The organism is Actinacidiphila alni (assembly GCF_900112845.1).
Classification (GTDB): domain Bacteria; phylum Actinomycetota; class Actinomycetes; order Streptomycetales; family Streptomycetaceae; genus Actinacidiphila; species Actinacidiphila alni.
In genome coordinates, this window is sequence record NZ_FONG01000015.1 from 94,937 (window position 1) to 116,617 (window position 21,681).

General features: G+C 72.0%; 16 protein-coding genes. 7 read left to right on the top strand and 9 right to left on the bottom strand.

Going from position 1 to position 21,681, the window contains the following annotated elements:
• Positions 1-69: 69 nt before the first annotated feature.
• The 3 genes from BM076_RS23730 to BM076_RS23740 are packed head-to-tail and all read right to left on the bottom strand — an operon-like array spanning position 70 to position 3,248.
• The gene (locus tag BM076_RS23730) at positions 70-1,653 is read right to left on the bottom strand and encodes an AAA family ATPase (RefSeq protein ID WP_093715706.1); all 1,584 of its coding nucleotides are present in this window, start codon (positions 1,651-1,653) and stop codon (positions 70-72) included.
• On the bottom strand, positions 1,650-2,387 hold the full coding sequence (gene cpaB, locus BM076_RS23735; protein WP_093715707.1) for a Flp pilus assembly protein CpaB: 738 nt from the start codon (positions 2,385-2,387) through the stop codon (positions 1,650-1,652). The genes BM076_RS23730 and cpaB overlap by 4 nt, the downstream gene beginning before the upstream one ends.
• 12 nt (positions 2,388-2,399) lie before the next feature.
• Positions 2,400-3,248 (bottom strand): hypothetical protein, encoded by an 849-nt coding sequence (locus BM076_RS23740; protein ID WP_245796260.1) that lies wholly within the window; start codon positions 3,246-3,248, stop codon positions 2,400-2,402.
• Between the two features lie 256 nt (positions 3,249-3,504).
• Here BM076_RS23740 and BM076_RS23745 point away from each other — a divergent pair, with 256 nt between their 5' ends.
• Positions 3,505-5,058 (top strand): chitinase, encoded by a 1,554-nt coding sequence (locus BM076_RS23745; RefSeq protein WP_407640700.1) that lies wholly within the window; start codon positions 3,505-3,507, stop codon positions 5,056-5,058.
• A gap of 73 nt (positions 5,059-5,131) precedes the next feature.
• Here BM076_RS23745 and BM076_RS23750 read toward each other — a convergent pair whose 3' ends face one another.
• From BM076_RS23750 to BM076_RS23760, 3 genes are read right to left on the bottom strand one after another with little or no spacing between them, the layout of a single operon-like run.
• Complete coding sequence (locus tag BM076_RS23750) at positions 5,132-5,542, bottom strand: RidA family protein (protein ID WP_093715708.1); 411 nt, start codon at positions 5,540-5,542, stop codon at positions 5,132-5,134.
• A 12-nt stretch (positions 5,543-5,554) separates the two neighbouring features.
• Positions 5,555-6,307: an IclR family transcriptional regulator gene (locus BM076_RS23755; RefSeq protein ID WP_093715709.1), complete on the bottom strand. Its 753-nt coding sequence runs from the start codon at positions 6,305-6,307 to the stop codon at positions 5,555-5,557.
• Entirely contained in the window at positions 6,304-7,395 is a 1,092-nt protein-coding gene (locus tag BM076_RS23760) for a sugar kinase (RefSeq protein WP_245796261.1), read from the bottom strand. Before BM076_RS23760 ends, BM076_RS23755 begins: the two co-directional genes overlap by 4 nt.
• A 128-nt stretch (positions 7,396-7,523) precedes the next feature.
• On the opposite strand from BM076_RS23760, the gene BM076_RS23765 reads away from it, so the two are divergent.
• Together BM076_RS23765 and BM076_RS23770 are read left to right on the top strand one after the other, a co-directional pair.
• On the top strand, positions 7,524-8,798 hold the full coding sequence (locus BM076_RS23765; RefSeq protein WP_093715711.1) for an alanine racemase: 1,275 nt from the start codon (positions 7,524-7,526) through the stop codon (positions 8,796-8,798).
• Between the two features lie 48 nt (positions 8,799-8,846).
• The gene (locus BM076_RS23770; RefSeq protein ID WP_093715712.1) at positions 8,847-10,409 is read left to right on the top strand and encodes an N-acyl-D-amino-acid deacylase family protein; all 1,563 of its coding nucleotides are present in this window, start codon (positions 8,847-8,849) and stop codon (positions 10,407-10,409) included.
• Here BM076_RS23770 and BM076_RS23775 read toward each other — a convergent pair.
• Entirely contained in the window at positions 10,339-12,363 is a 2,025-nt protein-coding gene (locus BM076_RS23775) for a P-loop NTPase fold protein (RefSeq protein WP_093715713.1), read from the bottom strand. The two genes, BM076_RS23770 and BM076_RS23775, sit on opposite strands and share 71 nt — an antisense overlap.
• Before the next feature lie 91 nt (positions 12,364-12,454).
• Between BM076_RS23775 and BM076_RS23780 the strand changes: the two genes are divergently transcribed.
• Positions 12,455-13,669: a pyridoxal phosphate-dependent aminotransferase gene (locus tag BM076_RS23780; RefSeq protein ID WP_093715714.1), complete on the top strand. Its 1,215-nt coding sequence runs from the start codon at positions 12,455-12,457 to the stop codon at positions 13,667-13,669.
• 81 nt (positions 13,670-13,750) lie between these two features.
• Here the strand turns inward: BM076_RS23780 and BM076_RS23785 are convergent, their stop codons facing one another.
• On the bottom strand, positions 13,751-15,562 hold the full coding sequence (locus tag BM076_RS23785; RefSeq protein WP_093715715.1) for a phosphoenolpyruvate carboxykinase (GTP): 1,812 nt from the start codon (positions 15,560-15,562) through the stop codon (positions 13,751-13,753).
• Between the two features lie 271 nt (positions 15,563-15,833).
• On the opposite strand from BM076_RS23785, the gene trhA reads away from it, so the two are divergent.
• From trhA to BM076_RS23800, 3 genes are all read left to right on the top strand, one after another.
• Positions 15,834-16,541, top strand: a complete 708-nt coding sequence (gene trhA, locus BM076_RS23790) for a PAQR family membrane homeostasis protein TrhA (RefSeq protein WP_093715716.1) — start codon at positions 15,834-15,836, stop codon at positions 16,539-16,541.
• Between the two features lie 233 nt (positions 16,542-16,774).
• Positions 16,775-18,406, top strand: a complete 1,632-nt coding sequence (locus tag BM076_RS23795; RefSeq protein ID WP_093715717.1) for an MFS transporter — start codon at positions 16,775-16,777, stop codon at positions 18,404-18,406.
• A gap of 4 nt (positions 18,407-18,410) precedes the next feature.
• A complete protein-coding gene (locus BM076_RS23800) occupies positions 18,411-19,058 on the top strand; it encodes a TetR/AcrR family transcriptional regulator (protein WP_093715775.1) in 648 nt (215 codons plus the stop codon).
• Between the two features lie 314 nt (positions 19,059-19,372).
• On the opposite strand, the gene BM076_RS23805 is transcribed toward BM076_RS23800, so the two are convergent.
• Positions 19,373-21,424, bottom strand: coding sequence for a thioredoxin domain-containing protein (locus BM076_RS23805; protein ID WP_093715718.1), 2,052 nt, complete (start codon positions 21,422-21,424; stop codon positions 19,373-19,375).
• Positions 21,425-21,681 lie beyond the last annotated feature (257 nt).

The following is a 21,681-nucleotide window of genomic DNA, read 5'->3' on the forward strand; positions in this document are numbered from 1 at the left end:
CGAAGGGTGCCCCTCCAGGGGCGCCCTTCACCACATGGTGGAAGTGGAGAAGCCCGCGGCAGGCGCGCCTCACGGCTCGGGCCGTTCGTCGACGGTGCGGGCGTGGCCCGTGATGGGCACGAAGTCCCCGATGCCCGGGATGAGGAGGGGCATTTTGAGGGTGACGGTGACGGAGACCTGCCCGTCGGACCGGTCGGGGCCGCCGACCGAGGCGGAGTCGCGCCAGGCGCTGGGCAGGTCGTCGAGAGCGGCGGCGCGGGAATCGGTGCCGACGGCCGCGGCGCGAGCCGCCTCGTCGGCGGCGTTGCCCGCGAGGGTGAAGGTGTAGCCGGCGAGGACGGCCTGCCACACGAGCATGAGGGTGACGAGGATGATCGGCGTCATGCCGAGGGTCTCCAGGGTCACCTGGCCCTTGTCCCCGCGGTCCCCGCGCTCCCCCCGCTCGCGCCGCGCTTTCTTGCCGCGGGCGGCGGGCAGTGTCGCGCCGGTGACCAGGCCCAACTCCCCGGCGAGCGCCCAGATCCCGGCCTTGACGGTGGAGCGGGCGTCGAGGTCCTGGAGGCGGCCGGCGTCGATGACGGACTGGAGTTCGCGGAAGCCGGCCGGGATGACGGAGGAGGCCATCCGGGTGCCGGTGATGCGGCCGATCAGCGACGGCTGGATCTCGCTGCCCCGGGTGTGCCGGTTGACGACGGAGACGGTGTCCTGGGGTTTGCGGATCTGCAGCCGGTCCCACATGCGGACCATCCGCTTGGCGGCGCGTACGGCGATGACGTCGGGGGTCAGGACGAGGACGGCGGCGTCGGCGACCTCGACGGCGACGGCGTTGGCGCTGGTCATCTGGGTGCCGCAGTCGACGACGACCACTTCGTAGCGCTGCCTGAGGGCCGCGAGCACGAGCCGGGCGGAGCGGTCGGTGACGTCCTCGCCGCGTTCGCCGTCGGCGGGGGCGAGCAGCAGGGCGGGCCCCGACTCGTGGACGTACATGGCGTCGTGCAGGACGCGGGAGGAGACGTCCGCGATGTCGGCGAGGTCGGCGACGGAGCGGCGGAACTGCACGTCGAGGTAGGAGGCGATGTCGCCCCCCTGGAGGTCGAGGTCGACCAGGGCGGTGGAGCGGCCCGACGCGTGGGCGGCGAGGGCGAGTTGGACGGCGGTGACGGTGGTGCCGACGCCGCCCTTGGCGCCGGCCACCGCGATGAGGGTGCCGCCGGCCACGGCGGGCAGGGCGCGCTGCGGTCCGAGGTGCCGGCGCACCCCGGCCGACCAGGTGGCGGCGGCCTCGACCCTGGCACCCAACTCGTCGTAGGAGAGCGGGAATCCGACGACACCTCGGGCGCCGGAGTCCATGGCGGCGGCGAGCACGGCGGGGCTGGGGTCGGCGGTCAGCAGGATGACGCCGATGGCGGGGAAGCGCAGCGCGATGTCGCGGATCAGGTCGAGGGCGGGCATCGGCGCGATGCCCTCCTGGACGACGACGACTTCGGGCAGTTCGTCGAGGCCGGCCTCGGCGGCGCGGGCGAGCGTCTCCAGCAGGGCGGTGGAGTCGGGCAGCGCGGGTGCCGGTTCTGCGCCGGGCAGTTGACCGAGCAGGCCGAGCAGGGCGCGGGCGGCGTCCGGGTCGGCGGTTCCGGCGAGGATGCGGACGGTCACGGCCTGCCTCCCGTTCCGGTGCCCGAGGTCCCGGTGTCCGAGCCGAGCGTGTAGGTGCGGTCGCTGTCGGAGGGGGCCGCGGTGTCGCCGGGGGCGACGAGGGCCAGCCGTACGTGTTCGGCGAAGGACTCGGCGTAGGCGACGCGTTGGGCGTCGGCGGCGTCGAGCGCGAAGGTGATCGGTACGCCCTCGGCGGACAGCCGCTGCGCGTTCTCGCTCTTGTCGAACGCCTTGATCTCGCCGACGTCGATGACCTGGGCGCCGGAGACGATGATCTTCGAGACGTCGGGGTCGGTGTCCTTGCGGCCCTGGAAGGTGGCGAAGATGTTGACCTTGGCACCCGGGGTGATCTTGCCCGCGACGCCGGTCTCCGCGTCGATCATGATGGCGATCTCCATCTGCCCGGGCTTGAGTTCGGGCCGGGCGGCGACCATGTCGGACTGGAGCAGCGAGCCCTTGCGCAGCGGCACGGCGGCGATCTTGCCCTGGAACTGGCCGAGTTCGCGGACCGCGGTGTCCGGCAGCCACCGCTTCGGTATGTGCACCTGGTGCACCTTGGCGGCGGTCAGCGCCTGGTAGGCGGGGACGTCGGCGCTGAGTTCGTACGCGGTGACCTTGGGTCCGACCTGCGACCGCGCGTCGCTGACGACGGCGAGCACCCCCACGAAGGCGGCCACCGCGCAGATCACGGAGACCACCAGGAGGACGACACCACGACGCTGACGTGAGTTCATGTGCGGGCGGACCTATCGCTTGTGGGGTTCGAGTTGGGGGCGGCGCGGGGTCTCGACCTCGCGCGGCGGCCGGGCGGCGGCGTGTTTCGCCGGAGCCGTACGGTCCCCCAGCCGGGTGGCGCAGAACAAGCACTGGTCACCGATGACTTCGAGCCCGCACCAGGTGCAGGTGTCGCGCCGTACCGAGGTGACGAGTTGGTAGAGCATGCCGACATCGGCGATGTAGGCGGTGAATTCGACCAGTTTGCCGGTCCCCCACCAGCGGGCGGAGTCGGTGGGCAGCGGCACCTCGCGCAGGTACTGGGAGCGCCAGGCGGTGGCGAGCGGGCCGGTGATCCAGCCGGGGTCGACGCCCTTGCCGGCGATGGCGAGCTGCGTCTGGTAGCCGGGGCCCGGCGGCACGCTGTCGGGGGCGGCCTCGCCGAGATACGGCTCGGGGTGCGCGACGACCGCGAAGTGCCGTCCGGGGACCAGGGATTTGACGTGGGTGCCGACGCCGACCGGGACGCGGTCGAGCCTGGCGACCGAGCCGAGCAGCGCGCCGGAGTGCAGGTAGTACGTGAGCAGCCGGGCCGCGCCGGCCAGGACGCCGGGGCCGAGGTCGGTGCCGGACAGCTGGCGCAACTGCTCGGCGAGCAGGGTGACGGCCAGCGGGGGCAGGGCGCTGGGCACGATCGCTATCCGGTCGGCCTCCAGGGCGGACCGTACGGTGTGGATGCGGCGTCTGGCCGGATCGGTGGGGTCGGCCGGGGCCAGGGCGACGATGTGGCCGTACGCGTCGAGCGCGGCGGAGGTACGGGTCACCTGCTCTTCGAGCGGGACGGCGGAATCGTCCGAGGTGACGGTGATGACGCTCGGCATGCGGTACCTCCCCCCTTCACGCCCGGTGATGGCCGGCACCTGGCGATTCGCGGTCGTCAGCTTATCGATGTGTAGCGGGTTGGGTGCGGAAAGTTGCGGATCGAAGCATGTGAACGACAGGTGACCGGCAGAGGTCTTGACAACCCAATTGGTCTGGACCAGCTTTCTCCCTGACATCTGTTTCATGTGACCACGTTCACGTCGTACGCACCCGCACTCCCACTACCCCCCAACTCCTTGCCCCCAGGAGGCAGTCGTGGAACGTGCATCGCACGCGAATCAAGCGAGCCATGCCAAGCACAGATCGAAGATCGTCCGCCGGGCCGTCGCGGGCCTGAGCGCCGCCGCGGTGATCGGCACCGGAGTCGCGCTCGTCGACATGGGCACCGCCAGCGCGGCGGGCACCAATCTCGCCGCCAACTCCGGTTTCGAGAGCGGCCTGTCGAACTGGACCTGCACCGCGGGCAGCGGCGCCACCGTCTCCAGCCCCGTGCACTCCGGCTCGGCCGCGCTCAAGGCGACGCCGAGCAGCAGCGACACCGCCCAGTGTTCGCAGGTCGTCAGCGTGCAGCCCAACTCGCAGTACACGCTGAGCGCGTGGGTGCAGGGCTCCTACGTCTACCTCGGCGCGACCGGCACCGGCGGCACCGACCCGTCCACCTGGACCCCGTCGGCGTCCACGTACCAGCAGCTCAGCGTCAACTTCAGCACGGGCGCGAACACGCACTCGGTGACGATCTACACGCACGGCTGGTACGCGCAGCCCGCGTACTTCGCGGACGACGTCTCGCTGTCCGGCCCCGGCGGCACGACCACCACCCCGCCGACGACGCCGCCGACCACTCCCCCGACCACGCCGCCCACCACCCCGCCGACGACGCCTCCCACGACGCCGCCGACCACGCCGCCCACGAACCCGCCGAACAGCGCGATCCCGAAGCACGCGGTCACCGGCTACTGGCAGAACTTCAACAACGGCGCCACCGTGCAGACCATCGCGCAGGTGCAGAACCAGTACGACATCATCGCCGTCGCCTTCGCGGACGCGACCACCACGCCCGGCGCGGTGTCGTTCACCCTGGACCCGGCGCTGAACTACAGCACGGCGCAGTTCAAGGCGGACATCGCCGCCAAGCAGGCGGCGGGCAAGAAGGTGATCATCTCCGTCGGCGGGCAGAACGGCACCATCTCGGTGCGGGACTCCGCCTCGGCCACCAACTTCGCCAACAGCGTCTACTCGCTGATGCAGACGTATGGGTTCAACGGGGTCGACATCGACCTGGAGAACGGCATCGACTCCACCTACATGTCGCAGGCGCTGCGGTCGCTGAGCGCCAAGGCGGGTTCGTCGCTGATCATCACGATGGCGCCGCAGACGATCGACATGCTGTCGGCGGGCAGTGACTACCTGGCCACCGCGCTGAAGATCAAGGACATCCTGACCGTCGTCAACACGCAGTACTACAACAGCGGTTCGATGAACGGCTGCGACGGCGGCGTCTACAGCCAGGGCTCGGTCGACTTCATCACGACGCTGGCCTGCACCGCGATCCAGGCCGGGCTCGACCCGTCCCAGGTCGGCATCGGCACCCCGGCGTCCAGCAGCGCCGCCAGCTCCGGCTACGTCAGCCCGACCGTCGTCAACAACGCGATCGACTGCCTGACCAAGGGCACCGGTTGCGGCACCTTCCACCCGTCCACCACCTGGCCGACCCTGCGCGGCGCGATGACCTGGTCCACCAACTGGGACGCCTCCGCCGGCAACACCTGGTCCAACGCGGTCGGCGCCCACGTGCACGCCCTGCCGTAGGCAGCCGCCCCACGAAGAAAGGGCGCCCCTCTCCCGACGTCACGGGAGAGGGGCGCCCTTTCACATCCCCGGGTCACCCCAGGACGGCCAGGGCGTCGATCTCGATCAGCAGGCCGGCGGGGAGGCCGACGTAGACGGTGGTGCGGGCGGCCGGGACATCCACGAGCGGAGCGAAGAACTCGTTGTAGATCTCGTTGAGTTCGGCGAAGTGCGCGGTGTCCGTGAGGTAGACGCGGATCATGATGACGTCCTCCCAGGTGGCGCCGCCGGCCTCCAGGACGGCCTGGACGTTGGCGAGGGTCTGGAGGGTCTGCTCGCGCAGGCCGGGCCCGGCCGGGGTCGGGGCCCGGCCCTCGACGGCGGGCAGAAAGCCGACCTGGCCCGCCACTTGGAGGAGATTCCCCTTGCGGACGCCGTGCGAGAACTTCGCGGGCGGCGCGGTGTGGGTGGCCGGGACGACGGCGGTCTTCTGACCGTTGCTCATGCGGATGGTTCCTTACTGTGGGCTGGGGATTCCTGACAGGTCGCGGCCGGCGGCCTCGGCCGTCCGCAGGATCAGCGGGCGCAGCTGGAGCAACTCCTCCGCGCCGACGACGACATTGGGCGCCGACACCGACAGCGCGGCGCAGACCCGGCCGTCGGCGCCGCGCAGGGGCGCGCCGACGCAGTTGATGGACTCCTCGTGGCCGCCGAGGTCGGTGGCCCAGCCCTGTTCGCGGACCCGGGCCAGTTCGGCGAGGAAGGCGGCGGCGTCCGGCGTGGACTTCGCGGTGTAGCGCGGATACTCCAACTGCTCCGCGACCGCGCGCCGTTCGGCCTCCGGCAGGTCGGCCAGCAGCAGTTTGGCGACGGCGGCCACCGTGATCGCGACCGGGCGGCCGATCCGCGAGTACATCCGTACCGGGTAGCGGCTCTCCACCTTATCGATGTAGACCACCTCGCCCTGCTCGTACACCGCCAAGTGGACGGTGTGGCCGGTGCGTTCGTTGAGCGCGACCAGGTGCGGGTGGACGATGCCGCGGATGTCGAGGTTCTCCATCGCCTGCTGGGCGAGGGCGAACAGCCGGGTGCCGAGCCGGTAGCGCTGGTCCTGCTGCCGGTAGACCAGGCCGTGCTCGTGCAGGGTGCGCAGCAGCCGCAGCGCGGTGGACTTGTGCACCTCGAGACGGGCCGCGACCTGTTCGAGTCCGGCCGGGCCCTCGGCCAGCAGCGGCAGGATGCTCAGCGCACGGTCGACCGTCTGGCTCACCGCGGTTCCTCCTCGCCGACGCCGGCTGTCTGCTGATCGGCCGCCGTCCAGCCGGCGCCCAGCCGCAGTCTCCCCCATGCCGCGTCGTCCAGCGCGACCAGCGCGTCGGCGTGCGCGCGCGAGGGCGGCGTCCCCAGGTCGCCGGGCTCGGTCAGCGCGGCGGCGGCCAGCACGTGGCCGTGCCGCACCCGGTCCCGTACGGGCAGGCCGCGCAGCGCCGCGGACAGATAGCCGGCCGCGAAGGCGTCGCCGGCGCCGACGTGCGCCACGACGTCCACGGCAAGGCCCGGGACGCGCAGCCGCTCGCCGCCGCTGAAGACGGTCGCGCCCGCCGCGCCCTGCTTGACCACCAGCGTCTCCGGCTCGGGCAGCGCGGCCCGGATCGCGTCGGCGTCCGGCAGGCCCCAGGCGGCCTGCGCCTCGTCCTCGCCGACGAAGACCAGGTCGCAGCCGCGCGCCAGGTCCACGCAGACGCGCGGGTCGGCGTCACGCCACAGCGCCGGGCGGTGGTTGACGTCGAAGGAGACCAGCGGGCGGCCCGGTTCGCGGCGGGTGAGGCGGCGGGTCAGCGCCATGGCGTCGGCCGACAGCGCGGGGGTGATGCCGGTGAGGTGCAGCACCCGGCCGCTCCAGGCGTCGGCGCGGGCGACCAGGTCGGGCGAGAGGGCGGAGGCGGCGGAGCCGGCCCGGTAGTAGACGACCTCCGCCCGCTCGGGCCCGGCCTCGGGGCCGGTGGCGCGCTCGCCGGCCGTACGGAAGTAGATGCCGGTGGGGCGGTGCGGGTCGCGCTGTACGGCGCTGACGTCGACGCCGGCCGCGGCGATCGTGGCCACCAGGTGGTCGCCGAAGCCGTCCGCGCCGACGCGGCTGATCCAGCGGGCGCGGTGGCCGGTACGGGCCAGGGTGCAGGCCACATTGGACTCGGCGCCGCCGATCGCCCGGTGGAAGGAGGGCACGTCGGCGAGGCGGCCGGGCACGGACGGCACGAAGGTGACCATGGACTCGCCGAGGCATACGACGTCGAAGGCGGCGCCGCCGGCGTCCTCGGCGGCGCCCGGCCACGCCCGAGGGCTCGTCGGTACGGTCACGGTCGTTCTCGCTTCTGTGGAGGGCTGTGCCGACGGGAGCGGCGTTGACCTGGCACTCGCGGGGATGTTAGACAGCGGGAAACATTCTATGCAACGGCCGTTGCATATGCTGCAACACGGGAGGTTCGATGGGCGGGCACGAGCGGGTGGCGGCGCTGGCGGCCGGGCTGGCCGGGGAGCGGGTCGACCACCGTTTCAAGGGGCTGCCGCCGGACGCCGACGGGCTCACCGTCGGTGAGCTGGCCGCGCAGCGCCGCGGTCTGTTCGACGGCGGCTTCACCACACCCGTCCTCGTGCTGTCCGAGGCGGCGCTCGGCCACAATCTCGACCTGCTGGAGCGGTACGCGCAAGAGCACGGCCTGTCCTTCGCGCCGCACGGCAAGACGTCCATGGCGCCGCAGCTCTTCGCCCGCCAACTGGAGCGCGGCGCCTGGGGGATCACCGTCGCCGTCCCCCACCAGGCGCGGGTCTGCCGGGAGTTCGGCGTCTCCCGGATCTTCCTCGCCAACGAGGTGGTCGACCCGGCCGCGCTGCGCTGGATCGGCGGGCAGCTCGACGCCGACCCCGACCTGACCTTCGTCACGTACGTCGACTCCGTGCGCGGTGTCGAGTTGATGGATACGGCGCTGCGGGAGGCGGGGACGCGGCGGGCCCTGGACGTGGTGGTCGAACTCGCCGCGGGCGAGGGCGCGCGCACCGGGGCGCGGACGGAGGCGGACTGCGCGGCCGTCGCCGAGGCCGTCGCCGGCGCGCCGTCGCTGCGGCTGGTCGGCGTCGCCGGGTACGAGGGCGAGGTGCCGGACGCCGACCCCGGGCGGGTCGCGGCCTGGCTGCGGCGGCTGGTCGCGCTCGCGGCCGGACTGGACGCGGCGGGGCGGTTCGGCTCCGCCGAGGAGATCGTGATCAGCGCCGGTGGCTCCGCCTGGTTCGACGTGGTGGCCGAGGTCCTCGCGGAGGTGCCCGCGCTGTCCCGGCCGGTACGCAAGCTGCTGCGGTCCGGGGCGTACGTCACGCACGACGACGACCACTACCGGCGGATCACGCCCTTCAACCGGGTGCCGGAGGAGGGTTCCCTGGAGCCGGCGTTCCGGCTCTGGGCGCAGGTCGTGTCGCGGCCGTCGCCGACGCAGGCGTTCCTCAACGCCGGGAAGCGGGACGCCGCTTACGATCTCGGGCTGCCGTCGGTCCGGGCCGTGCGCGGCGGTGACGCCGCCGGCCTCACGGTGACGGCCCTGTCCGACCAGCACACCTGGCTCTCCGTCCCGCCCGACCACCCGCTGGCCGTCGGCGACTGGGTCGCCCTCGGCCTCTCCCACCCCTGCACGACCTTCGACAAATGGCCCCTGATCCCCGTCACCGCCCCGGACGCCACGGTCACCGACTACATCCGCACCTTCTTCTGACCCCACCCACCCGCACCCCCGAGCCGTACCACCCCCGAAAGGCCCGTCGTGGATCTTCTGTTTCGTTCGGTTCGCGTGTGCGACGGCGGTGGGGGGCCGTCGTTCGTGGCCGATGTGGGGGTGGACGGGGGGCGGATCGTCGGGGTCGGGCGCGGGCGGGGGGCGCGGCGGGTCGTGGACGGGGACGGGCTGGTGCTCGCGCCCGGCTTCATCGACATGCACGCGCACAGCGACCTGGCCCTGCTCAGGGATCCGTCGCACGAGGCCAAGGCCGCCCAGGGCGTGACCCTGGAGGTGCTGGGCCAGGACGGCCTGTCGTACGCGCCGGCCGACGACCGGACCCTGTCCGAGATCAGGACCCAGATCGCCGGCTGGAACGGCGACGGCTCGGACATCGCCTTCGACTGGCGCACCGTCGGCGAGTATCTGGACCGCCTCGACCGCGGCATCGCGGTGAACGCCGCTTACCTCGTCCCGCAGGGCACCGTACGGATGCTCGCCCTCGGCTGGGAGGACCGTCCCGCCACGGACAAGGAGCTGGCGCGGATGAAGGAGCTGGTGGCGCGGGGCCTGGAGGAGGGCGCCGTCGGCCTGTCGTCGGGGCTGACGTACACCCCCGGGATGTACGCCTCGGACGCCGAACTGACCGAGCTGTGCCGGGTGGTGGCCGGCTACGACGGCTACTACTGCCCGCACCACCGCTCGTACGGCGCGGGCGCCCTGCGCGCGTACGAGGAGATGCTGACCCTCACCGAACGGGCGGGCTGCGCCCTGCACTTGGCGCACGCCACGATGAACTTCCCCGAGAACGAGGGCCGCGCCCCGCAGTTGCTCGCCCTGCTGGACGCCGCGCTCGCCCGGGGCGCCGACGTCACCCTCGACAGCTATCCGTATCTGCCCGGCTCCACCACCCTGGTGGCGATGCTGCCGAGCTGGGCGGCCGTCGGCGGCCCGGACGCCACCCTCGCGCGGCTGCGCGACGACGCCACCGCGGCCCGCATCCGGCACGCGATGGAGGTCGAGGGCGCGGACGGCAGTCACGGCGTCCCCGTCGACTGGTCGGCGATCGAGATCGCGGGCGTCGGCGACCGCTCGCTGGCCGCCCATGTGGGCCGCCGCGTACCGGACTTCGCGACCGCCCGCGACCTGCTGATCCGGGACCGGCTGGCCACCACGATCCTCCAGCACGTCGGCCACGAGGAGAACGTACGGGCCATCATGCGGCACCCCGTGCACACCGGCGGCTCCGACGGCATCCTGCACGGCGACAAGCCGCACCCGCGCGCGTACGGCACCTTCCCCGAGTATCTCGGGCGCTACGTACGGGAGTTGGGCGTGCTCACCCTGGAGGAGTGCGTCGCGCACCTGACCGGGCGGCCCGCGGCCCGGCTGCGGCTGCCCGACCGCGGCCTGATCCGCGAGGGGTACCGCGCCGACCTCGTCCTCTTCGACCCCGCCACCGTCGCCTCCGGCGCCACGTACGACCGCCCGCGCGTCCTGCCGACCGGCATCCCGCACGTCCTGATCGACGGCCGCTTCGTCATCGAGGACGGCCGCCGGACGGACGCCCTGGCGGGTCGTTCGGTACGGCGGACCCCCCGTCGGGGGTGAGCGATTCCCTGGCCGCGGTGAGCACGGTGTCCAGCTCGTCGGTGAGCACCGCCGTCAGCTCGCGGGCGGCCGCCCGTTCGGCAGGCGTGATGCGCGGCGAGTAGAAGATCACCGGGCCCACGTACCCACGGACCCGCTGCGTGCGGACGAGGTCGAACCCGTTCGCGCGGCCCTCGGCGAAGTCGACCCGGCAGATCAGCAGCGCGAGATCGCCGCCGTCCGCCAGTTCGGCGAGCCTCTCCGGCGAGTTCGCCCGCACCACGTCGTCGCCGTCCGCCGTCAGCGACCTGACCAGCCTGTTCCCGCCGGTACGCGGGAATCCCGCCACCACGACCCGAGGTCGCGGCCTCGTCGGCGTCCGGGCCGGGGACTGCTCCGGTTCACTCTGCGTGTACCAGGCCGGCGGCGAGTCATCGATGACGAACTCGTCCTCGTCCTCGTCCAGCGCCGGACTCACCGACCGCTGCGGGTATCCGTACCCCGAATGGGCCGGATACGTCGGTGCCGGTCGCAGACTGACTCCCGTGTCGCCGTAGTCCACCGAGTCCACCGGCGGCTCGACCGGATTCCCCACGAGTGGCGCCGCCTCGTCCTCCGCCGCGCCCTCGCGCAACCGCCGCCGCACGACGGCGGACTCCGGTAGCGCCACCAACTCGTCGACCAGCGAGACGAAAGCCGGGTCGTTCGCCAACGCCGGGAAGCCGACCGGGAGCCGGGTCTCCAGGTCGGCGAGGGCGCTGCCGTGGTCGGGGTAGCCGGTGAGCGGCGGCAGGAAGTGGGTGCTCAGGAAGTCGGCGACGGTGGCGCGGTCGGTCTCGGCGAGCGGGGCGGACGACCAGAGCCGGGACCGGACATGACGGTACGTCAGGAACTCCCGGACCACGTCCCCGTCGTCCCCAGGCCCCGCCGGCACCGTCATCATGCGGTGGAAGTCCGGATAGAGGTACTGGAGCAGCAGGGTGCGGATGACCACGCCCGGACTGAGGCCCGCCCAGACGGGGTTGAGGCTGGCCTCCAGCAGCAGCCCATTGAGCAGGCGCTTGACGCGGCGCGGATTGCGGGCGGCGCGGTAGGCGAGGAGTTCGGTGAGCGGGCCGTCCAGCAGGTGCTCGATGCCCGCCAGCCGGGCGCAGGAGCGGACGTACGCCTGGATCTCCTGGGCGCTGGGGGCCGGGATGCGGTAGCTGGTCTGGAAGATCTTCTCCACGAAGGCGGCGCCCGCCGGTGAGAGGTCGGGCAGCAGGCCGCCGGGGCCGATCGCGGAGCGGTCGCAGCCGATGACGAAGGCGAGCCCGGGGACGTCGAGGTAGACCTTCACGGCCTCGCAGACGGCGAGGAAGGTCTGCTCCGAGCAGCGGTCGAGGTCGTCGATGAAGACGACGAGCAGCCGGCCGGGCGCGCCGTCGGGCGTGGCCGTCCACTCCCCCACGAGGTCGCGCAGCGCGTCCCGCATGCCGTTGCGGGCGCCGGCGTCGACCGACAGCCGTTTCCACAGCTCGTCGACCATGCCCGCGACGCCGAGCGGCCCGGCGGCCACGACGGTGAGCGCCCGCAGCAGGCCGACCAGCGCGCCGCCCTCGCGCAGCCGGCGTACCGCGCGGCGCAGGATGCTGGGGTCCACCTGGGCGAGCACCGATTTGATCAGCCCTTCGAGGGCGTCGGCGCCGGTGGAGGTCCAGGCGTTGTACCAGACGGTGCGGACCTCGGGGAAACGCCGCAGCCGTACGTCGACCAGCCGCATCAGGCTGCTCTTGCCCATCCCCCATCCGGCGTCCACGGCGAGGGTGAAAGGCGTCGCGTCCCTGGAGGCGACCAGCAGCCCGGTGAGCTGTCCGGCCGCCCGGTTGGCGCCGAGCAGGTCGTACGTCTCGTCGGCCACCGGTTCGTCGTTGAGCAGCGCGAACGGCTGTAACGCGGGCTGCGGGGACGGCGGCGGGACGGACGCGGGAGGCACCGGTCAAGTCTGGCAGCCGTACGCCGTCCGCCGCCGGTACGTGGTGAAAAACACCGAGCGGTGCGCGTGACGTGGCCGTAAGGTGACCGACATGCAGGTGATCCAGTCCACGAAGCTCGCCAACGTCTGCTACGACATCCGGGGCCCGGTCCTCGAAGAGGCCATGCGGCTGCAGGCGGCGGGTCACCGCATCCTGGAGCTGAACACCGGCAATCCGGCGCCGTTCGGATTCGAGTGCCCGCCGGAGATCCTGGAGGACATGCTCAGGTCGCTGGGGACGGCGCACGGGTATGTGAACTCCAAGGGCATCCTGCCGGCCCGGCGCGCGGTGATGCAGTACTACCAGACCAAGGGCATCGACCTGGATGTCGAGGACATCTACCTCGGCAACGGGGTGTCCGAGCTGATCCAGATGTCGATGCAGGCGCTGCTCGACGACGGCGACGAGGTGCTGGTGCCCGCGCCGGACTATCCGCTGTGGACGGCGTCGGTCTCGCTGTCCGGCGGCACGGCCGTGCACTACCGCTGCGACGAGCAGGCGGACTGGCAGCCGGACCTCGCCGACATCGAGCGCAAGGTCACCGACCGCACCAAAGCGATCGTGATCATCAACCCGAACAATCCGACCGGCGCCGTCTACGACGACGAGATGCTGCGGGGCCTGGCCGACATCGCCCGCCGGCACCGGCTGATCGTCTGCGCCGACGAGATCTACGACAAGATCCTGTACGACGACGCGACGCACACCCCCTTCGCCGCCCTCGCGCCCGACCTGCTGACGCTGACCTTCAACGGCCTGTCGAAGGCGTACCGCGTGGCGGGCTACCGCAGCGGCTGGCTCGCGGTGTGCGGTCCGAAGGCGCACGCGACCAGCTACATCGAGGGTCTGACGATCCTGGCGAACATGCGGCTGTGCGCGAATGTGCCCGCCCAGCACGCGATCGCCACCGCCCTCGGCGGCCGGCAGTCCATCAAGGACCTGGTGCTGCCCGGCGGCCGGCTGACCGAACAGCGCGACGCGGCGTACGAGGCCCTGACGGCGATCCCCGGCGTCACCTGCGTGAAGCCCAAGGGCGCCCTCTACGCCTTCCCGCGGCTCGACCCGAAGGTCTACCGGATCAAGGACGACGAGCAGATGGTGCTCGACCTGCTGCGCGCCGAGCGCATCCTGGTCGTGCAGGGCACCGGCTTCAACTGGCCGGAGCCGGACCACTTCCGGCTGGTCACCCTGCCGTCCAAGGAGGACCTGACGGACGCGGTCACCCGGATCGGCAGCTTCCTGGACGGCTACAGCCAGGTGCCGTGATCCCCGGCACCTCTGTGCGTACGCCGACGGCGCCCCGCTTCGTGCGGGGCGCCGTCGGCGTGTGCGGCAGGCGGTGCCTGGTCAGCCGAGGCGGCCGACCAGGGCGTCGTACTCCGCCCACAGCTCCGGCGGGGTGTGGGTGCCGAAGGTCTCCAGGTGGGCCGGGATGAGCGCGGCCTCCTCCTTCCAGACCTCGCGGTCGACGGAGAGCAGCAGGTCCAGGTCGGCCTGCGGGAGGTCGAGGCCCGCGGTGTCCAGGGCGCCGGGCGCCGGGAGGATGCCGATCGGGGTCTCCACGCCCTCCGCCTCGCCGTTGAGGCGCTCCACGATCCACTTCAGGACGCGGCTGTTCTCGCCGAAGCCCGGCCACACGAAGCGCCCGGCGGCGTCCTTGCGGAACCAGTTGACGTAGTAGATCTTCGGCAGCTTCGCGGCGTCGTGGTTCTTGCCCAGGCCCACCCAGTGGCCGAAGTAGTCGCCCATGTTGTAGCCGCAGAAGGGCAGCATCGCGAACGGGTCGCGGCGCAGTTCGCCGACCTTGCCCTCGGCGGCGGCGGTCTTCTCGCTGGCCACGTTGGCGCCGAGGAAGACACCGTGCTGCCAGTCGAAGGACTCGGTGACCAGGGGCACGGCCGAGGCGCGGCGGCCGCCGAAGAGGATCGCGGAGATCGGCACACCGCGCGGGTCCTCCCACTCGGGCGCGATGATCGGGCACTGGCTCGCGGGCACGGTGAAGCGGGCGTTGGGGTGGGCGGCCGGGGTGTCGCTGTCCGGCGTCCAGTCGTTGCCCTTCCAGTCCGTGAGGTGGGCCGGGGGCTGCTCGGTCATGCCCTCCCACCACACGTCGCCGTCGTCGGTGAGGGCGACATTGGTGAAGACGGAGTTGCCGTACATCGTCTTCATCGCGTTGGCGTTGGTGTGCTCGCCGGTGCCGGGCGCGACGCCGAAGAAGCCGGCCTCCGGGTTGATGGCGTAGAGCCGGCCGTCCTCGCCGAAGCGCATCCAGGCGATGTCGTCGCCGATGGTCTCCACCGTCCAGCCGGAGATCGTGGGCTCCAGCATCGCGAGGTTGGTCTTGCCGCAGGCGGACGGGAACGCGGCCGCGACGTACTTCGACTCGCCGCGCGGCGGCGTCAGCTTCAGGATCAGCATGTGCTCGGCGAGCCAGCCCTCGTCGCGCGCCATGACCGAGGCGATCCGCAGGGCGTAGCACTTCTTGCCGAGCAGCGCGTTGCCGCCGTAGCCGGAGCCGTACGACCAGATCTCGCGGCTCTCGGGGAAGTGCGAGATGTACTTGGTGCTGTTGCACGGCCACGGCACGTCGGCCTGGCCCTCGGCGAGCGGGGCGCCGACGGTGTGCACGGCCTTGACGAAGAAGCCGTCGTCACCCAGTTCGTCCAGCACGGCCTGGCCCATCCGGGTCATGGTGCGCATGGAGACCGCGACGTACGCCGAGTCGGTGATCTCGACGCCGATCGCGGACAGCGGGGAGCCGAGCGGGCCCATGCAGAAGGGCACCACGTACATCGTGCGGCCCTTCATCGAACCGCGGAAGACCCCGTTCTCGCCGGTGAAGATCTCCCGCATCTCGGCGGGGTCCTTCCAGTGGTTGGTCGGGCCGGCGTCCGCCTCGTCCTGCGAGCAGATGAAGGTCCGGTCCTCCACGCGGGCGACGTCCGTGGGGTCGGAGGCCGCGTAGTACGAGTTGGGGCGCAGGGTCGGGTCGAGTTTGGTGAAGGTGCCCTTGGCGACGAGCTCCTCGGCCAGGCGGTGGTACTCCGCCTCCGAGCCGTCGCACCACACGATCTCGTCGGGCTGGGTCAGCTCGGCGATGTCGCCGACCCAGTTGATCAGTTCCTGATGGCTGGTGGGAGCCGCAATACCGCGCGCCACGATCGCTCCGTCCCGCCGGGTCCGCACAGATCCGGCGTCACAAATTGAGGGTTTGGTTCTCGGCCCCTTGGGGGCTGCGGCCCGGACGCGTTCGTGGAGTGCGTGCTCATCCGGTGCCGACCGCACTCATATGAGTGTGTCCCTCATCAAATGATTCTGTCCAGGGCACCGCAAGTGAGCATCACCACTCCACAAGTGAGCGGCCCGCCGCCGATCCGGCCGTCTGGTATACGAACGGGTAACTTACGGAACCGTAGGTAACATTGACGGCATGGCCCCAGCCGAAGAAACTTCTGACGTGTCCCCACACGTCGAAGACCATGACCCCGCGAAGCTGCTGCAACCCCTGAAGCCCAAGCTCAGAGGGTGGTTGCACGCCGGAATGTTCCCCGCCGTGCTGATTTCGGGAGTGGTGCTCACCGCCTTCGCGCAGAGCACCCGGGGGCGGATCGCCTGCGCCGTGTTCACGGTGACCGCGTGCGCGCTGTTCGGCGTGAGCGCGCTCTACCACCGGGGCAACTGGGGCCCGCGGGGCTCAGCGATTTTGCGACGACTTGACCATGCGAACATCTTCCTGATCATCGCCGGCACCTACACCCCGCTGGCGATACTGCTGCTGCCCGGCGGCACCTCGCAGATGCTGCTGTGGATCGTGTGGGCGGGCGCGCTGGCCGGCATCACCTTCCGGGTCTTCTGGGTCGGCGCCCCGCGCTGGCTCTACACCCCGTGCTACATCGCGCTCGGCTGGGTCGCCGTCTTCTTCCTGCCGGACTTCCTGCGGACGGGCGGCGTGGCCGTGATGGTCTGCGTGATCGTCGGCGGCCTGCTCTACAGCGGGGGCGCGGTGGTCTACGGCTTCAAGAAGCCGAATCCGTCGCCGCGGTGGTTCGGCTTCCACGAGGTGTTCCACTCCTTCACGCTGGCCGCGTTCATCGTCCACTACGTCGGGATCTCGCTGGTGGCGTACCAGCACGCGTAGGGCGCCGCGGCCCGCGCACAGGGTCCGCGGCCCGCACTCGTCGCCACAAGGCCCACCCCCACCGGGGTGGGCCTTTTTCGTGCGCCCGTACGCGCCCACCAGGGCGGGTTTCCTTCCGGCCGCGTGAGAGTTACTCTCTTTTAAGAGTCACTCTCATTTGCCACTGACCTTCAGGAGTCGTCATGGCGTCCTCGCCCACGAATCCCGCGCATCCCGCAGATCCCACGGATCCCATGAATCCCACTCGTCCCGCGAAAGCCCCGCCGCAGGCGGACCCGCACGCCGATCCCCGGCGCTGGCTGGCGCTGTGCGCCATCGTCGCCAGCACGCTCGTCCTCAGCTTCGACACGACGATCCTCAACGTGGCCCTGCCGACCATGGCCACCGAGATCCACGCCACCACCGGCGACATGCAGTGGCTGGTCGACTCGTACACGGTGGTCTTCGCCGCCGCGATGCTCCCGGCGGGGCTCATCGGCGACCGCTTCGGGCGGCGGCGGATGCTGGTCGCGGGGCTGCTGGTGTTCCTGGCCGGGTCGCTGATCGGCGTGCTGGCCGGCAGCCCGGGGCCGGTGATCGTCGCCCGTACGGTGATGGGCGTCGGCGCGGCCTTCATCATGCCGCTGGCGTTGTCCGTCCTGCCGTCGATGTTCGGACCCACCGAACGGTCCAAAGCGGTGGCCATCGTCTCCACCGCGATGGCGCTGGGCATGCCGCTCGGCCCGATCATCGGCGGCGCGCTGCTCGAACACTTCTGGTGGGGCTCGGTCTTCCTGATCAACATCCCGCTGGTCGCGCTCGGCGTCGTCGCCTGCATGACGCTGCTGCCGGAGACCCGTGACCCGGCCGCGCCGCGCGTGGACGTGCTCAGCACCGTCTTCGCCGCCGGCGGCCTGGGCGCCCTGGTGTTCGGCATCATCGAGGCGCCCGACCGCGGCTGGGGCGACCCGCTGGTGGTCGCGATGCTGGCCGGCGGCGCCGCGCTGATCGCCGGACTCGTGCTGCGCGAACGCGGTTTCAGCAGCCCGATGCTCGACCTCACGCTGCTGCGGCAGCGCGGCTTCCTGTGGAACGCGGTCGCCGCCACCCTGGTGACCTTCATCCTCACCGGCCTGCTCTTCGTCCTGCCGTCCTACCTCCAGACCTCGCTGGGCTACGACGCCTTCGGCACCGGCCTGCGGCTGCTGCCGATGATGGGCGGGCTGATGGTCGCCGCGCGCGGCGGTGCGCCGCTGGTCAAGCGGTTCGGGCCGCGGCCGGTGATCGTGGCCGGGCTCGCCGTACTGGCCGGCGCCGCCTTCCTCGGCGCCACCACCGGCAGCGGCGACGGATACGGCGCCACCGCGCTGTGGCTGCCGATCGCCGGACTCGGCTTCGGCCTGGCGATCGTGCCCGCCATGGACAGCGCGCTCGGCACCCTGCCGCGCGAGCGGGCGGGCACCGGCTCCGGGCTGCTCCAGACACTGCGGCAGACCGGCGGCGCGATCGGTGTGGCCATCCTCGGCAGCGTGCTGGCCGCCGGCTACACCGGGAAGCTCGACACCGGCGGGCTGCCCGCCTCCGCCGCGCACACCGCGTCCGACTCGCTGGCCGGCGCGCACGCCGTGGCCGCCGCCACCGGCGACCGGGCGCTCGCCGCGGCGGCCGACGCCGCGTATCTGCACGGTATGAGTGTCGTGCTCATCGTCTGCGGCGCCGCCTCGCTGCTGGCCGCCGCGCTCGTGGCCGCTTTCCTGCCCAATCCGCGGCCTGCGGCCGGCGAGGCGGTGCCGGAGCCGTCCGGTGCCGATGCGGGCGCTGACTCCGGGTCGGGCACGGACGGGGTGCGGCCCGTGGCCGAGCGGGCCGCGGATGCCCGACAATGACGTCATGTCCCCTCGTACCAGCGACGTCGTTCCGTCCAGCCCGTCCGGCCCGGCCGTCACCGCCAAGGGCGGGCTGCGCGAACGGAAGAAGGCCCAGACCCGCCAGGCCATCCGCAACGCCGCCTACCGGCTCTTCGCCGAGCACGGGTACGACGCGACGCCGGTCGACCGGATCGCCGCCGAGGCGGACGTCTCGCCGAGCACCGTCTTCCGGTACTTCCCCACCAAGGAGGACATCGTCCTGACGGACGAGTACGACGAGGTCATGGCCGACATGCTGCGGGCCCGGCCCGCGGACGAGGCCCCGCTCCAGTCGCTGCGGCACGTGATGCACCAGCAGCTCGGTGCTCTCCTGAAGGATCCCGAAGGCCAGCTCGAAATGGTGCAGCGCGAGGAGCTGGTCCGCGACGTCCCCGCGATCCGTGCGCGCGCGCACGAGAGCATGTCCGAGACGGGGCGGCTGCTCGGCGGCATCATCGCCGAGCGGACCGGTCGTCCTTCGGACGACCTCGAAGTGCGGGTCTTCACCGCGGCGGTCTTCGGGGTCATCCATGAGGCGACCATGTTCTGGGTCGACCATGGCCGCAGGGAAGATCTCGTGCCCCTCCTCGACCGGGCCTTGGCGCTCCTGCGCCGAGGTCTCGAGTTCTGACGGTTCCGCCCTCTCGCGGAGTGAGGGCGCTTTTTCAGGGGCGCGGCCCCGCTGCGGTTCCCCTGCGGGGGCAGTGCCTGATGTCTTTTAGGGGCGCGGGGAACTGCGCGCTCAGCCCACGCCGGGCCGCAGGCAAAAACCGCCCCCAGCGGGGCAGACGCTGTTGTTTTTGCGACCACCGGCCGGTGGGGGCTGAGCGCGCAGTTCCCCGCGCCCCTGAGGGTTACCGTCCTCCGCCAGCGCAGCGCGCGTCCCCGCGCCCCTAAAGGGGCACCGCACTCCGCAGGAGGGGATCGTCCCCCGCACGGTGCGGGTCAGGCCGGGTGGGGGCCGGGCCAGGGGTCGGAGCGGAGCTGGGAGCGCAGAAAGCGCGGGTCGGAGGTCGGGGCGTCACAGACGAAGTGCCGGCAGACGTAGGCCGCGGCCTGCCCGGACCGCGTCGTCCGCGAGAAGAGGAGCGGGAACTCCGTGGACCCCTCCTCGCCGACGGCGACCACGGCCCCGGGGGCGCCCCCGAGCAGGGCGGTGCGGTGCAGCTCATCGGTGAGCGGATCACCGAGCGCCCCGACGACGGCGACCTCGCGGGGCCCGTCGAGCGCGGCCTCGGCGACGGCCAGCCCCCAGCCGACGAAGCGCGGCGCCCGCGCCGCGAGCGCCCCGACGATGCCCAACGCCCGCTCGGCGGCGGTGCGATGGGCCTCGGAGCCGGTGTGCGCGGCATACGACAGAAGCGCGCCGGCCGCGGCCGTCCAGCCGGACGGCGTCGCGTTGTCGGTGGGGTCCTGCGGCCGCCGGATCAGCTGCTCGGCGTCGTCCGCGGTGTCGTAGAGCCCGCCGTCGTCGGCGGTGAAGTGCACCAGGACGGAGTCGAGCAGCAGCCCGGCGAAGTCCAGCCAGACGCCCTCGCCGGTGACGGAGGCGAGCGCGAGGAAGCCCTCGGCGACGTCGCCGTAGTCCTCCAGGACACCGTCGTTGGCGCCGACGGCGCCGTCCTTGGACGTACGGGACAGCCGGCCGCGGTCGTCCATGTGGACGCGGACGAGCAGGTCGGCGGCGTCCACGGCGGCCTGGACGAGGTCGGGCCGGTCGAAGTAGGCGCCAGCTTCGGCGAGTGCGGCGATGGCCAGGCCGTTCCAGGCGGCGACGACCTTGTCGTCACGGCCGGGCCGGGGCCGCCGCGCGCGGGCGGCGAGCAGCCGTTCCCGTACGGAGGCGACCCGGTCGGCGTCCACCACGCCGTTGCCCTGCGGGAGTTGGAGGACGGAGGCGCCCTCCTCGAAGGTGCCCTCCTCGGTGACGCCGAAATAGGCCGCCGCGAACTCCCCGTCGGCCGCGCCGAGTACGTCGGTGAGCTGCGCGGGCGTCCAGGCGTAGAAGGCGCCTTCGGCGTGGTGGCCGGTGCCGTCGTCGCTGTCGGCGTCCAGCGCGGAGGCGAACCCGCCTTCGGCGGTGGCCAGTTCGGTGATCAGGAAGTCCGCGGTCTCCAGCGCGATCCGGCGCGCGAGGTCGGAGCCGGTGGCCCGCCACAGGTGCGCGTACACCCGGATCAGCAGCGCGTTGTCGTAGAGCATCTTCTCGAAGTGCGGCACCGTCCAACTGCGGTCGACCGCGTACCGCGCGAAGCCGCCGCCGAGTTGGTCGTAGATGCCGCCGCGGGCCATCGCCTCGCAGGTGTCGCGGGCCATCTGCAGGGCGCCCTCGGCGCCGGTCCGCGCGTGGTGCCGCAGCAGGAATTCCAGCGCCATCGACGGCGGGAACTTCGGCGCCCCGCCGAATCCGCCGCGCCGCGCGTCGTATTCACGGGTCAGCCCGAGCAGCGCCGCCGACAGTTCGCTGTCACCGGGACTGACCGCCGCCCCGTACGCGCCGGACCGCTCGGCCAGGTCCCGTACGATCCGGGCCGCGACGTCCGCGACCTCCTCGCGCCGGTCCCGCCAGGCCGCGACGACCCCCTCCAGCACGTCCCGGAACCCGGGCATGCCCTGCCGCGCGGCCGGCGGAAAATACGTCCCGAAGTAGAACGGCTCTCCCTCGGGCGTCAGGAACACCGTCATCGGCCAGCCGCCCTGCCCGGTCGCCGCCTGCACGGCCTCCATGTACACCGCGTCCACGTCGGGCCGCTCCTCGCGGTCCACCTTCACGGACACGAAGTGCTCATTGAGATACGCCGCCGTCCCCGCGTCCTCGAACGACTCGTGCGCCATCACATGGCACCAGTGGCACGAGCTGTACCCGACGCTCAGCAGCACGGGCACACCTCTCTTGCGCGCCTCCGCGAACGCCTCCTGCCCCCACGGCCACCAATCGACCGGATTGTCGGCATGCTGAAGCAGATAGGGCGAGGTCGCGGCACCGAGTCGGTTCACAGGGAACAGCGTTGCACATCCCTGTCCTGGGAACGGCCCGCAGCGGGGCCGCGATTCGACGCACCGCCACCAGTCCCCGGGTCCGCTGCCCCACGACACGGTGGACCGGCTTTATCCTGATTTGCGCATCCGGCGAGGAAATTCGGTCGGCTATCGTTCAGCGTCGTCCGGCGACGGGCCGCCCGTCGAAGGTCATGCGAAGGCGTGGTCCGCGGACTTCCGGCACGTGGTGCGGCGTTCGCGTCCCATACCCGTCC

Coding starts and splice junctions, on each gene's coding strand:
- cpaB (WP_093715707.1), bottom strand. CDS start 2,387: ATGAACTCACGTCAGCGTCGTGGTGTCGTCCTCCTGGTGGTCTCCGTG.
- trhA (WP_093715716.1), top strand. CDS start 15,834: ATGGCCCCAGCCGAAGAAACTTCTGACGTGTCCCCACACGTCGAAGAC.
- BM076_RS23765 (WP_093715711.1), top strand. CDS start 7,524: ATGGGCGGGCACGAGCGGGTGGCGGCGCTGGCGGCCGGGCTGGCCGGG.
- BM076_RS23750 (WP_093715708.1), bottom strand. CDS start 5,542: ATGAGCAACGGTCAGAAGACCGCCGTCGTCCCGGCCACCCACACCGCG.
- BM076_RS23780 (WP_093715714.1), top strand. CDS start 12,455: ATGCAGGTGATCCAGTCCACGAAGCTCGCCAACGTCTGCTACGACATC.
- BM076_RS23800 (WP_093715775.1), top strand. CDS start 18,411: ATGTCCCCTCGTACCAGCGACGTCGTTCCGTCCAGCCCGTCCGGCCCG.
- BM076_RS23795 (WP_093715717.1), top strand. CDS start 16,775: ATGAATCCCACTCGTCCCGCGAAAGCCCCGCCGCAGGCGGACCCGCAC.
- BM076_RS23740 (WP_245796260.1), bottom strand. CDS start 3,248: ATGCCGAGCGTCATCACCGTCACCTCGGACGATTCCGCCGTCCCGCTC.